This is a genomic window from Fluviicola taffensis DSM 16823, assembly GCF_000194605.1.
Taxonomy (GTDB): domain Bacteria; phylum Bacteroidota; class Bacteroidia; order Flavobacteriales_D; family Crocinitomicaceae; genus Fluviicola; species Fluviicola taffensis.
In genome coordinates, this window is record NC_015321.1 from 2,295,210 (window position 1) to 2,308,354 (window position 13,145).

Annotated in this window: 10 protein-coding genes; 4 read left to right on the forward strand and 6 right to left on the reverse strand. The window is 37.2% G+C overall.

All coding sequences use genetic code 11. The features are described from left to right. Positions 1-77 precede the first annotated feature (77 nt). From gpmI to FLUTA_RS10060, 3 genes are read right to left on the reverse strand one after another with little or no spacing between them, the layout of a single operon-like run. The gene (gene gpmI, locus FLUTA_RS10050) at positions 78-1,601 is read right to left on the reverse strand and encodes a 2,3-bisphosphoglycerate-independent phosphoglycerate mutase (protein WP_013686765.1); all 1,524 of its coding nucleotides are present in this window, start codon (positions 1,599-1,601) and stop codon (positions 78-80) included. Then, the gene (locus FLUTA_RS10055; protein WP_013686766.1) at positions 1,591-2,496 is read right to left on the reverse strand and encodes a sensor histidine kinase; all 906 of its coding nucleotides are present in this window, start codon (positions 2,494-2,496) and stop codon (positions 1,591-1,593) included. Before FLUTA_RS10055 ends, gpmI begins: the two co-directional genes overlap by 11 nt. A gap of 5 nt (positions 2,497-2,501) precedes the next feature. Continuing rightward, positions 2,502-4,403, reverse strand: coding sequence for an amidophosphoribosyltransferase (locus tag FLUTA_RS10060; protein ID WP_013686767.1), 1,902 nt, complete (start codon positions 4,401-4,403; stop codon positions 2,502-2,504). 166 nt (positions 4,404-4,569) lie between these two features. On the opposite strand from FLUTA_RS10060, the gene FLUTA_RS10065 reads away from it, so the two are divergent. Beyond that, positions 4,570-8,478, forward strand: a complete 3,909-nt coding sequence (locus FLUTA_RS10065; protein ID WP_013686768.1) for a DUF7948 domain-containing protein — start codon at positions 4,570-4,572, stop codon at positions 8,476-8,478. Positions 8,479-8,491: 13 nt separating this feature from the next. Here FLUTA_RS10065 and mtaB read toward each other — a convergent pair whose 3' ends face one another. Then, positions 8,492-9,838, reverse strand: coding sequence for a tRNA (N(6)-L-threonylcarbamoyladenosine(37)-C(2))-methylthiotransferase MtaB (gene mtaB / locus FLUTA_RS10070; RefSeq protein ID WP_013686769.1), 1,347 nt, complete (start codon positions 9,836-9,838; stop codon positions 8,492-8,494). A gap of 218 nt (positions 9,839-10,056) precedes the next feature. Between mtaB and FLUTA_RS10075 the strand changes: the two genes are divergently transcribed. The 3 genes from FLUTA_RS10075 to FLUTA_RS10085 all read left to right on the forward strand — a co-directional run bounded on the left by FLUTA_RS10075 (position 10,057) and on the right by FLUTA_RS10085 (position 11,860). After that, the gene (locus FLUTA_RS10075; RefSeq protein ID WP_013686770.1) at positions 10,057-10,530 is read left to right on the forward strand and encodes a cytidine deaminase; all 474 of its coding nucleotides are present in this window, start codon (positions 10,057-10,059) and stop codon (positions 10,528-10,530) included. A gap of 48 nt (positions 10,531-10,578) precedes the next feature. Next, positions 10,579-11,568, forward strand: coding sequence for a methylmalonyl Co-A mutase-associated GTPase MeaB (gene meaB / locus FLUTA_RS10080; protein ID WP_043024235.1), 990 nt, complete (start codon positions 10,579-10,581; stop codon positions 11,566-11,568). Positions 11,569-11,644: 76 nt separating this feature from the next. Continuing rightward, on the forward strand, positions 11,645-11,860 hold the full coding sequence (locus FLUTA_RS10085) for an RNA-binding S4 domain-containing protein (RefSeq protein ID WP_013686772.1): 216 nt from the start codon (positions 11,645-11,647) through the stop codon (positions 11,858-11,860). Positions 11,861-11,959: 99 nt separating this feature from the next. On the opposite strand, the gene FLUTA_RS10090 is transcribed toward FLUTA_RS10085, so the two are convergent. Both FLUTA_RS10090 and FLUTA_RS10095 read right to left on the reverse strand, forming a co-directional pair. Beyond that, the gene (locus FLUTA_RS10090; RefSeq protein ID WP_013686773.1) at positions 11,960-12,493 is read right to left on the reverse strand and encodes a DUF7935 family protein; all 534 of its coding nucleotides are present in this window, start codon (positions 12,491-12,493) and stop codon (positions 11,960-11,962) included. A gap of 109 nt (positions 12,494-12,602) precedes the next feature. Then, positions 12,603-13,127 carry a 3-hydroxyanthranilate 3,4-dioxygenase gene (locus FLUTA_RS10095; protein WP_013686774.1) on the reverse strand — a complete coding sequence of 175 codons (525 nt, stop codon included), beginning with the start codon at positions 13,125-13,127 and terminating at the stop codon, positions 12,603-12,605. Positions 13,128-13,145: the final 18 nt, after the last annotated feature.

Genomic DNA, 13,145 nt, shown 5'->3' on the forward strand with positions numbered 1-13,145 from the left:
TGGAATATAGTTCTTAATGAGTCTTTTTGAGAATTCTAATAACGGTGGGCTTCACCAGTCAAATCTGATTCGATTTTTTAAAAATTAGAAACCAATGATTTACCATCCATTTCTAATGGAGCGGCAATTCGCATGCGATCTAGAATCGTTGGTGCAACATCTGCTAAAATTCCAGCTTTCAGCTTTATATCTGGATTTTTAGTTACCAAAACAATAGGAACGAGATTCAAGGAATGTGCTGTGTTTGGAGAACCATCTTGATTGAAGGCAACATCCGCATTTCCATGATCGGCTATTATAACCAGCTCATAATCCAAAGAGGATGCAAGTTCTACGATTTCTCCCAAACAGGTATCTACGGTTTGAACAGCTTTTAGAATGGCCTCATAAACTCCAGTATGACCAACCATATCTGGGTTGGCAAAATTTAAGCAGAAGAAATCGGGTCTATCCATTCTTAAATCATCAAGGATTCGTTCTTTTACTTCAAGAGCACTCATTTCTGGCTGAAGATCATAAGTTGCAACTTTGGGAGATTTCACCAAAATCCGCGATTCTCCTTTAAATTCCTGCTCTCTTCCTCCATTGAAGAAAAAGGTAACATGTGGATACTTTTCGGTTTCAGCAATACGAACCTGAGTTCGATCCATTTTGCTTAAAATTTCACCTAGTGTATTGTGTAAGTTGTCTTTTTCAAAAATAGCATGAACATTTTTAAACTTAGCATCATACCTTGTCATGGTATAATAGTTAATGTTTAAAGGGTGCATTCCAAATTCAGGAAAGGCTTGCTGTGTTAATACTTGACTAATTTCTCGAGGACGATCTGTTCTAAAGTTGAAGCAAATGACGGTATCTCCATCCTTAATTCTTCCTTCTCCCGTATTGATAACAAGTGGTTGAATAAATTCATCGGTAATATCTTCTTCATAACTTCTTTCAATAGATTTGAGAGCATTTGAGAAATGCGATCCAATTCCTTTTACCATCGCATCGTAAGCAATTTGAATGCGTTCCCAACGATTATCTCTATCCATGGCATAATAACGGCCTACAATGGTTGCTAATTTTCCTGTAGATTGCTCCATGTGTTGCTCTAGATTCTCAATGAAACCTAATCCGCTTTTTGGATCACAATCTCTACCATCTGTAAAAGCGTGTACCCAAACCTTGGAAAGCTCATAACTCTTTGCCATATCTAATAGCGCATGAAGGTGCTCTTGTGAACTATGAACTCCGCCATTGGATACCAGTCCGATGAAATGAACCGTTTTATTTGCTTGTTTGGCTTTCTGAAAGCAATCAACTAAAACAGAATTTGTAAAAAAATGACCTTCTCTAATGGATTTATTGATTCGTGTAAGTTCTTGGTAAACAACTCTTCCAGCTCCAATATTTAAGTGACCAACTTCTGAATTTCCCATTTGACCGTCAGGTAATCCAACAGATTCGCCACTAGCAATTAATGTGCTATGTGGATATTTTTCCAGTAGAGAATCCATGACTGGTGTGTTCGCATTGAATATGGCGTCCGCTGCAGATCGATCACCAATTCCCCAACCATCTAGGATAATTAAACCAACTTTTTGATTATTCGTCATAAGGCATTTGTATTTCGAAACATGCTCCAGGGCCTTCAACTTTGATTAATCTCAAACTTCCGCCAAGGGTTCTGGCACATTCTCTAGCGATGAATAAACCAAGACCTGTTCCTTTGGTAGTACGTGTTTCCTCGTTTTCTAAGCGATTGAATTTTTTAAATAGTAGATCTTGCTGTTCGAATGGAATTCCTTTTCCAAAATCTCTGATTTGGATGGAAACATACTGATTATTTTCTTTGGAAACATGAATGGATAGACCGTGCTTTGTATTTCCATATTTATAACCATTTTCGACTAAATTATTGAGAATGTTACTGAAAATAAGCATGTCGGTTTCTAGTTGAATATCTTCAAAATCATTGATTTTAATTGAAATATTGAATCTTTTTTCCTGAATTGAAATTAAATCATTCAAAAAGTCTTTCAAAGAAATAGCGGTCATTAAACGCGGTAAAGCTTGTTGCTCTAATCGGGAAGCAGTGAGGATTTGTTCCACTAAATTTTCCAGCCGACTGGATTCATCCAATGCTTTTTGAATCAATTCATTTTGCTTCTCTTCGCTTAGTTTGTGTTTCTGAACCGTTTGTAGGTAAAGTTTTGTTGCAGCAAGCGGTGTTTTTAATTCATGCGTAACAGATAACATGAAATTATTCTGTTGTCGGGCTATTTGAATTTCCTTTTTGATGGAACGTTTTATTTTCCAAAGTCCGAAGAGCAAAAGAATCAAGAATACAGACCCTTCTCCAATAATCATCACTATACGTTTAGTGATCATTTTATCTGTATGTTGTGATGCTTGGGTTAAATCAATCAAATGATAACCCCACCAAAGGAATTGTATCAGTACATAAGCACCCAACAAGTATACGAAAACAGTTGTGGGTTTTTTAAGCATGGTTTTTAGTAAGCTCGTTCGTTTTTACCTTCAATATAATTAATAAAAGCCTTGTTTACGACTTTATTTCCTCCTGGAGTTGGGTAATTTCCTGTAAAATACCAATCTCCAGTATTTCCAGGACAAGCTCTGTGTAAATCTTCTACTGTTTGATAGACAATATTTACTTCTGCTTGTATATTTTCAGGAGTCAACATTTTTGCAATTTGAGCAGAAATTTCTTCTGCTTTGAAAGGAGCGTAGATTTCCTTGACGTAATTGACGATTTGTTCTTTCGGCAATTTTTCTTGCTCTTTTGATTTTCGGTAACACTCGTCAATCACGTGCTGGCGCCCACTTTCTTTTAGAAGTGTAATTGCAGCATCAAAAGCAATGAAATCCCCCATTTTAGCCATGTCAATTCCGTAGCAGTCTGGATATCGAATTTGAGGAGCCGACGAAACAACTAAAATGCGTTTTGGTTCCAAACGATCTAAAATTCGCAAGATGGATTGTTTCAAAGTAGTTCCGCGAACGATACTGTCGTCGATGACTACCAAATTATCTTTTCCACGAACTACTGAACCGTAAGTGATATCGTAAACCTGAGCAACCATATCATCTCGTGCATCATCTTGTGTAATGAATGTGCGAGCTTTTGCATCTTTGATGGCAATTTTTTCGATTCGTGCTCTGCGATTTAAAATCTCTTTTAACTTTTCTGGGTTTGGTTTCCCTTCAAGAGCTATAATTTGCTCATATTTTTGCTCATTTAGATAATCCTCTAATCCTTTAATCATTCCATAGAAGCTACCCTCAGCTGTATTTGGAATGAACGAAAAAACAGAATTATCTAAATCGTAATCAATCGTTTTTAACACATTCGGAACCACAAAACGACCTAGATTTTTGCGTTCTTCATAAATATCATAGTCGTTTCCTCTAGAGAAATAAATGCGCTCAAACGAACATTTCGTTGGCGTTTTTGGAGCATTGATTTCTACTTCTGATACTGTTCCATTTTTCTTGATGATTAAAGCATGCCCAGGAGTTAATTCCTTAATGTCGTCATACTTTAAATTGAAAGCTGTTTGAATCACAGGTCGCTCTGAAGCAACTACCGCAACTTCTTCATCTTCGAAATAAAATGCGGGTCTGATACCATTGGGATCACGCAATACAAATGCGTCCCCATGCCCAAATAAGCCTGCCATTGCATAGCCACCATCCCAAACTTCTGAAGATTGTTTTAGAATCTGTGGAATATCAATATTTTCAGCAATTTTGTCATAAATCTGATGACTATTATAACCAAGTGCTTGGTATTTACTCACCATTTCATCATTGGCAACATCTAAGAAGTGACCGATTTTTTCGAGTACAGTAACAGTATCGGATTTTTCTTTTGGATGTTGACCGATTTCCAATAACACTTCAAAAAGCTCGTCTACATTTGTCAAGTTGAAGTTTCCGGCGACGACTAAATTTCGAGTAATCCAGTTGTTTTGTCTCAAAAACGGATGACAACTCTCAATTGAATTCCTACCGAAAGTTCCGTATCTCAAATGCCCCAAGAATAATTCACCAGTGAATCCTGCATGTTTCTTCAAATAGTTGACATCCTTCAGTAATTCCGGATTTTCTTCACCAATTTCGTAGAAACGACTATTGATGTGATTAAAGATGTCTTGGATAGGTTTTGGATCGATGCTTCTGTAACGAGAAATGTATCGTTCACCAGGTTCCATGTTTAACTTAATGTTTGCCACACCAGCCCCGTCTTGTCCACGGTTATGTTGCTTTTCCATTAAAAGATGAAGCTTGTTTAAACCATAAAAAGCCGTTCCGTATTTATCAACATAAAACTGTAAAGGCTTTTTTAATCGGATGAGTGCGATTCCGCATTCATGTTTAATTGCATCGCTCATGGGCATCAAAAATCTTGGTGCAAAGGTACAGAATCTAAATCGATTCAGGTAAGAAATATTCAATCAAAAAACAACTTTTTGTTGAATTCACAGTCTTATAATTACAGATAAATAAATAACATACTTTGTGTTTTTTTATTTTGAATAGTATTTGTAAATTCGTTTAATGTTCTACCGGGTCGCTTTCCTTGTAATTTGTTTATATTCAGTTGCTTTTGGACAAACTGGGAACATCTTATTGCATCCCAACGAAGGGCAATGGGATTCGAAAATTCACTACAGTGTAGACATTAATCGCGGAACCATTTTTCTCAATCAAACTGGATTTACTTATTTTTTCAACGATGCAATGACTCATCACCATGAAAATCATATTGATGAGGATACTTCTGAACTAAAAATTCATTGCCAAGTTATTAAATCGGCTCTTTTGAATACTACTTGGAAAGGTGTACAAACGAAAGGTTCTCCTAGCGAAGCTTATCGAAACTATTACCAAGGAAATGACCCTTCGAGGTGGAAGTCAAAAGTCTATAGCACTAATCAAGTTCTATACCGCAATATTTACGATGGAATTGATTTAAAAGTAGAGGGGAAATCGGATTATTTGAAGTATTCCTATATTGTTGCTCCAGGTGCGAATGTTCAGAATATAGTAACTGAAATTACAGGAAGTAAAAGAGTGTTTTTGCGAGAGGGAGATTTGGTTACTGAAACAGAGTTTGGAGAAATTATTGAGAAATCTCCTATTGCTTGGAGTCTTCAAAATGGAAAAAAAGTCAAAGTTGCGGTTTCTTTTTCACTGAAAGACAATCGTGTTAGTTATCAATTTCCCAAAGGTTTTTCTGAGACAGATACTTTGATAATCGACCCTGATATTGTGTTTTCAACTTTTACAGGATCCACAATGGATAATTGGGGAATGACCGCCACTCCTGATCAAGCAGGAAATTTATACGGAGGAGGAATTGTTTTTGCTGGTTCAGGAACTTATCCAACCATTACAGGTTCTTTTGATTTAAGTTTTAATGGAGGGAATTCTTATTCTGCAGGAGGAGGAAGTATTCCCGGATTTGATGTAGCGATTAGTAAGTTTAATGCAACAGGAACAAATCTGATTTATTCGACATTTCTTGGTGGATCTGGAAATGAATCTGTTCATAGTTTAGTAACGGATGAGCAAGGTCATTTATATGCAATGGGTGTCACAAGTTCTCCAAATTTTCCAACAATAGCTGGTTGCATTGATGAAACATTTAATGGTGGACCAACGATTGTTACAAATGGATTGGGTTTTTTGGGGGCAGATATTTACGTTTGTCATTTTGATGCGAATGGCTCTGCTCTGATTGGGTCAACTTATTTAGGTGGAGGTGGGCCTGATGGAATTAATGGAGGGAGTCTTTTTTTTAATTACGGTGATGCTTTTAGAGGTGAAATTGTAGTGAAATCTGGAGAAGTGTATATTACAAGTTCAACTTCTTCAGATGATTTTCCTTTAGCAAGTCCCTTTCAATCCACACTAATTGGGAGTCAGGATGCAGTTGTAGTTAAAATGAATAATGGGTTAACGTCTTTAATTTGGTCTACATATATTGGAGGATTAGGAGCTGATTCAGGAAATGGAATCCAACTATCAAGTACAGGAGATGTGTATGTTTCTGGTGGAACAAGCTCTTCGAATATGCCGTTTTCGACAGGGAATGATTTATCATATAATGGAGGGATTTCAGATGCATACTTGATTCGTTTATCAGGAACCACAGGAACTGTTTTATCGGGAACTTATTCGGGAACTAATGAATATGATCAGGCATTTTTTGTGCAGTTGGATTTGAATGATAATGTTTATATCTATGCTCAGTCTGAAGGATCAATTCCAATTTCACCAGGTAAATATGGAATTGGAAATTCGGGCCAATATATTGCGAAATATTCGCCGAATCTTGTGAATTTATTATGGACGACTCCAATTGGATCAGGTTCTGGACATATAGAAATATCGCCAACGGCTTTCTTGGTTTCTAATTGTGGAGAAATTTATTTGGCAGGTTGGGGAGGACAGACGAATGTAGGGAACTCTCCTGGAGCAATCCATAGCACAACTACCGGTTTGCCAGTTACTTCAGATGCCTATCAATCTACCACAACGGGAAGTAATTTTTGGATAGCGGTCTTGGAAGAGGATGCTGTTGCTCTGAATTATGCCACTTTTATTGGAGGGACTACAGGTTCTTCCAGTAACCATGTAGATGGCGGAACCAGTCGATTTGACAAAAATGGAAATATTTATCATGCTGTTTGCGCGGCATGTGGAAGTGTAAATAATGGTTTTTCAACAACACCAGGTGTTTGGTCACCCACTAATCCTAGCCCGAATTGTAATCTTGCAGCTTTTAAATTTGAATTGAGTACAATAGAGGCTATCGTTGCTGCCCCAGATCCATTAATTTGCTTACCTGATCCTGTAATATTCAATAATAATAGTGCAAATGGAAATGAATTTGACTGGGATTTTGGAGATGGAACGGGTTCTTCTTTGGTGAATCCATCACATGTTTATGCTGGCCCTGGTCAGTATACAGTCACTTTAATTGTTACCGATACAACCCAATGTTTCACGCCTGACACGGTTCAATTTATTGTAAATATTGGCGACTTTAATGGAGGAATAGTGAATCCACTTGCTGAAACATGTGCAAATGTTCCTTTTCAGATGGAAGCGTTTGGTGGTTCTGTTTATCATTGGGAACCAGCTGCGTTGTTCAACAATCCCAATATCTCAAATCCATTGGTTTCTTCACCGCAAAGTGTTCAGATTTATTGTGTGATATCTGATAGCTGTGGAATAGATACTGTTTATGCACAAGTTAATATATTAAATGGTGCTTTAAGTATTTCGAACGATACGGCAATATGTATTGGGAATTCGGTGAATTTATTTGTAAATGGTGTGACTCAAATTGTTTGGAGTCCAGCAACCTATTTGGATAACCCTTCAAGTTTCACTCCAGTTTCAACGCCACTTGCTTCGATTACGTATTCGGTTACAGGAACAACTGTCGATGGATGTCAGTTGACAGGAAACGTCCACATTCATGTAGATACGACTTTGCCAAATCCTGTAATGCCAGATTCTCTGCTATATTGTTTGGGAGGGTCAGGAGTTGTTAATGTTTCTGGCGCGACAAGCTATAATTGGTCGCCTTCAACCAATATTAATCCAGTAAATGGACCTCAGGTCACAATTAGCACTCCAAATGATCAATATTATTACTGTTTATTCACGAATGCATGTGGAACTGCTCAGGATAGTATTTATGTAAAAATCCATATTCCAAGTATTTTAGCTGGAAATGACACTACGATTTGTCCGGGTGAAACTGCCATTCTTCATGCTTCAGGAGGAGTTTCCTATACTTGGAATCCAAGTATTTATGGAGCGCTTCAATCGAATGGATCACTGGTAATTGTAAAACCAACGCAAACAGGAACTGTTTATGTGGCTACAGGAGTTGATCAACATGGATGTATAGATACAGCATCCGTTAGAGTGAATCTCTTCCCGATACCTTTTGTACAAACGAATCCAGATGTTTACGCGGTAATGGGTGAAATTGTTCAATTGAATGCGATTTCAAACACCGCGGTAAGCTACGTTTGGAGTCCAGCAGAGTATTTGTCCTGTAATGTGTGTCAAAATCCAGTAACCCAACCAGATAAACCAATGGTTTATACGGTTGTTGCAGTTGATATAAATGGCTGTAAAGCTTCAGATATTGTTCGAATTTATTACGATGCAATTATTTATGTTCCCAATACATTTACTCCAAATAATAATGGAACCAATGAGCGGTTCTTTGCTTTGGGAATAAATATCAGAGATTTCAAATTGGAAATCTTTAATCGATGGGGAGAATTGATTTATTCGGGTGATGCCTTGTCTCAAATGTGGGATGGAAATTATGTTGGCCTACCTTGTCCAGATGGTGTTTACACGTGGAAAATTGAATATGGTGAAGTTATTTCAGATTTACGACACCAACTTGTTGGTCACGTTAATTTGTTGAGATAGAACCCGTAATTTTTTATAAGAAGTTGCATTTTAGCACACCATCGCGGTCAATCTCAGTAAGCTGAACGTTTTGTATTTGATTTACTAATTCGGGATTGAAAGGGGTTTTAACCTTCACATAGTTTTCCGTAAATCCATACATGATTCCTTCTTCTTCTTCGGACTCAAACAATACGGTTCTTTTGGAACCAATTTGTGATTCGTAAAAGGCTCTTTTTTTCTTGTCTGAAAGAATGTGTAATTGCTTACTTCTTTGTGCGCGGACCTGATTTGGAACAGGATCCCCCAATTTCGCAGCGGTTGTGTTTGCGCGTTCGGAATAGGTAAAAACATGTAAATAAGAAACATCAAGGTCTTTCAAGAAATCCATTGTTTCGATAAATTCTTCATCAGTTTCACCTGGAAATCCTACAATAACATCTACTCCAATTGCACAATCAGGCCGTAGTTTTTTAATATGTTGAACACGCTCCACATACAATTCACGCAGGTATTTTCTGCGCATAGCTTTCAATAGACGGTTACTTCCAGATTGAAGTGGAATATGGAAATGTGGAACGAAACGTTTGGAATTTTCCAAAGTGAATTGGATAATCTCATCACTCAATAAATTCGGTTCGATGGAAGAAATTCGGTAACGATCAATTCCATTTACTTCATCCAAAGCTTTTACCAATTCGAAGAAATTTTCTCCCTCTCCTTGACCAAAATCACCAATGTTGACCCCCGTAAGCACTACTTCCTTGATATTTGTTTCAGCGATTTTTCGAGCTTCCAATACCGTATCTGAAATACTTGCATTTCTACTTTTTCCTCTTGCTAAAGGAATGGTGCAAAACGTACAGAAATAATCACAACCATCTTGAATTTTTAAGAACGAGCGAGTGCGATCTCCCATGGAATGTGATGGAATGAAGCTGGTTGTTTGTTTGATGTTTTCAAATTTTACGACTGCTCCTTGTTTCTCATTCTCTCCATTTATTGCAGATGAATTTTCGGTATGATTTTCATGTTCTAAAGCTTCCAAATGCTCTACAATATTGAACTTCTCATTGGCGCCAAGAACTAATGATACACCAGGTATTTGAGCAATTTCAGTAGGTTTTAGTTGAGCATAACAACCAATAATCGCTACAAAAACTTCTGGATTTATTTTGTGCGCACGCCTAACGAGTTGCTTGCATTTTTTGTCTGCATTTTCGGTAACTGAACAAGTATTAATTACCAAAATGTCAGGAGTTTCTTCAAAATCAACCTTGGCAAAGCCTGCGTTTTCGAAAAGTCGGGAAATAGTAGATGTCTCTGAAAAATTCAGTTTACATCCTAAGGTATAAAACGCGACTTTTTTAAACTGTTGCATATTGTTTGAAGAATTGAGGGCACAACGCTTGGGCTATAGCTTCAGCGAAGGCACAAAGATAGACAAATCCGCGACCATAGAAAAATCCGCAGGAAACTATTCAATTGAATCCTAGGATATTTTCCTTTTTGATTTTGAATTGAAGCTTTATTTAATGAGAAAACTAAGTCGTCAGGCATAATTGAGGATTAACTATATTTGTTCGTGTAACGTGAAGTATGAAAAAGCAATTAAAGATTGATTACGAGTGGTTAAATCATTGGAAGGAACTTCCTGACACTGAATATATTTTGGTAGAAAAAGCATTTGAGGCTGCGGAAGATGCGTATGCACCTTATAGCTCTTTTCATGTTGGTGCAGCAGTGTTATTGGCTGATGGAACGATTATCAAAGGAAATAATCAAGAAAACATTGCTTATCCAAGCGGATTATGTGCCGAAAGAGTTGCCTTATTTTACGCAGGAGCGAATTATCCAAATACGATTGTAAAAACTATTGTTGTATTGGCAAAAGGAGATTTAATTGCGCCAGATGAATGTGTTTCTCCTTGTGGTTCTTGTAGACAAGTGATTGCTGAATCGGAGTTTCGTCAAAAGCAGGACATTCGCATCGTCTTGATTGCTCAAGATGGGAAGACTTGGATTTTCAACAGGATTAAAGATATTTTAGTATTTCCTTTTGGAGTAAAGTAAAAGATGAACGAAAAACGGCTTGAAGAATGGTTTTCTTCCCGAAAAAAAATGCGGGAAAATCGAACAGTAAATGGATTGTTTGATGCTATCCGTATGGGAGACAGGGCTGCATTGAGTGGTGCGATTACTTTGTTGGAGAGCACTCGAGAGGAAGATCAAGTAATTGCTCGAGACCTGATTCGTTGGTGTCTTCCGTTTTCAGGAAATTCTTTACGAATTGGAATCACAGGTGTTCCAGGAGTAGGGAAGAGTTCTTTTATCGAGAAATTTGGTCAAACTATTTTGACAACCCGGAAGAAGGTAGCTGTTTTAGCAATTGATCCAACGAGTGAGCGAACTGGAGGAAGTATTTTGGGAGATAAAACCCGTATGGAAACGTTATCGCAAAACAAGAATGTATTTATTCGTCCTTCCGCCGCTGGAAATACCTTGGGAGGAGTTGCTCGCAAAACAAGAGAAACAATCATTCTATGTGAAGCTGCTGGTTTTGATGTTTTGTTGATTGAAACGGTAGGCGTTGGTCAATCTGAAATTATGGTTCATTCCATGGTAGATTTTTTCCTATTGCTACTTCTGGCAGGCGCTGGAGATGAATTGCAAGGAATCAAGCGCGGAATTATGGAAATGGCTGATGGATTAGCGGTTACAAAATCGGATGGTGATAATATAAACAAAGCGAAATTGGCTTCTCGCGAGTTGAAAAATGCCATTCATTTATTTCCACCTACTTCCAATGGTTGGATTCCAGAAGTGAAAACTTGCAGTTCTATTGAAAATAGGGATATTGATGTTGTTTGGGAAATGATCGAACGATTTGAACGTCATACGAAGTTGAATGGGAGCTTTGATTCCAAACGGAAACACCAAGATTTAAACTGGATGCATGAAACCCTCAAAGATTTATTGCTTCAAGGATTGTGGCATCAAGAAAAAACAAAAGCTTTTATTGAAGCTAAAGAAGAAGAGGTTGGACGTGGAGATACATCTGCTTTTGAAGCTGCCGAAGAAATTTATCGTCTTTATAGAAACGTAAAGTAAATTGGAATTTGCCAAGATGCTTTATTTTTCGATGACTAGATTCTAATCCCTTTATTTAAAGTCCTACCTTTGTGTTATGGAAAAGATTGAATTCACAATCAACGGAGAGTTTATTGAATTATTGGGGCTTTTAAAAGTTACTGGAGTTGCACAAACGGGCGGTCATGCGAAATTGATTGTAGAAGATGAGGAAGTTTTCCGGAATGGAGAATTAGAGACGCGGAAACGTGCTAAACTTGTTGCTGGAGATATTATCGAGGTAGGCGATGAAATCCGAATAGTTTTGAAATAATAATAAAAGTTCAAAAGTTCAAAAGTTCAAAAGTTCAAAATTGTTTTTAAACACTTTGAACCCTTTAAACATTGTTTGAACCAATTGAACTCTCTTTTATCAGAATAACTCCTGTAATTCTTTTCGCAGGTATTCTACCGTGATTTCTGTTGGCAGTTTGCCAACTTCTGCGTTGATTTCAAATATTTTCGCAGCCAAATCAGTCGAAAGTGCTGTTGCATCCATTTGATTTCCTGCCAAATTTATAATTTTAATAGTCTCTTCTTTTGAATTTTTGACCATTTCCCATGATTGTGGTGAAACGAACATTTGTTGCGAAACGTTGTGGTCATATTCCTCTCGAATAGCTTGTAGCAAATCTGTTTGAAGTTTTCTTGCCGGAAGACCAGGATTGTGAAGACGCATTACTAAGCTTCCTGGATGGATACGTTCCATTAAAAGTGCTGCTCTTTGATAAGCTTCCACGCGCATAGGGAGGAAGTGTTTTTGACGTTCTTTCTTCAATTCGATTTGTGCAGCTCTTATTTCACGATCTCCCGTTTTCTTTAGAAATAAGTAAGCCATTAACAAAACTCCACCACCAGAGATTATAGAAATTAGAAGGGGGAAAATGATTCCAACAAAAAAGTGCATATAAATTATTTTTCTAAGTGAATTCGTTTTTTAGTAAAAGTAACAATTACCTCAGATTACACAAAAGTGTGATTGTAGATAACGTAACCCACAATTTTTTTGATACAGATTAAATGAATTTCGGATCTACCTCCATTTGATGTCCACAAGAAGTACAGGTTCTCATTTCTTCCGAATTGTAGAATTCTTTAAATCGAGGAAGAAAATCTTTCTCTATATTATCTAATTTGAATCGGTAGTTTTTTAATTCATGATTACATTTCTCACAGAACCAAAATAATCCATCTTGCATTTCTGTATTTTTGCGAACACGTTCAATGACAAGCCCTACTGTATTTTCACCTCTTCGTGGATTGTGAGGAATATTTGCTGGAAGCAAGAACATTTCACCTTCTTTAATGTGAATTTCCTTTGCTTTACCTTCATGTTGTATGCCAACAGTGATATCACCCTCAATTTGATAGAAAAGCTCTTCGCTTTCATTGTAGTGATAATCTTTTCGTGCATTTGGTCCTCCAACAATCATAACGATGAAATCACCAGCTTCTTTGTAAAGGTTTTTGTTTCCAACAGGCGGTTTCAGTAACTCTCTGTTTTCGGCTATCCACTGATGTAAATTAAATGGCATTAACATATCCTGTGTGTTTTTATC

Coding starts and splice junctions, on each gene's coding strand:
- FLUTA_RS10065 (WP_013686768.1), top strand. CDS start 4,570: ATGTTCTACCGGGTCGCTTTCCTTGTAATTTGTTTATATTCAGTTGCT.
- gpmI (WP_013686765.1), bottom strand. CDS start 1,601: ATGACGAATAATCAAAAAGTTGGTTTAATTATCCTAGATGGTTGGGGA.
- FLUTA_RS10075 (WP_013686770.1), top strand. CDS start 10,057: ATGAAAAAGCAATTAAAGATTGATTACGAGTGGTTAAATCATTGGAAG.
- FLUTA_RS10090 (WP_013686773.1), bottom strand. CDS start 12,493: ATGCACTTTTTTGTTGGAATCATTTTCCCCCTTCTAATTTCTATAATC.
- FLUTA_RS10055 (WP_013686766.1), bottom strand. CDS start 2,496: ATGCTTAAAAAACCCACAACTGTTTTCGTATACTTGTTGGGTGCTTAT.
- FLUTA_RS10095 (WP_013686774.1), bottom strand. CDS start 13,127: ATGTTAATGCCATTTAATTTACATCAGTGGATAGCCGAAAACAGAGAG.
- FLUTA_RS10060 (WP_013686767.1), bottom strand. CDS start 4,403: ATGAGCGATGCAATTAAACATGAATGCGGAATCGCACTCATCCGATTA.
- meaB (WP_043024235.1), top strand. CDS start 10,579: ATGCGGGAAAATCGAACAGTAAATGGATTGTTTGATGCTATCCGTATG.
- FLUTA_RS10085 (WP_013686772.1), top strand. CDS start 11,645: ATGGAAAAGATTGAATTCACAATCAACGGAGAGTTTATTGAATTATTG.
- mtaB (WP_013686769.1), bottom strand. CDS start 9,838: ATGCAACAGTTTAAAAAAGTCGCGTTTTATACCTTAGGATGTAAACTG.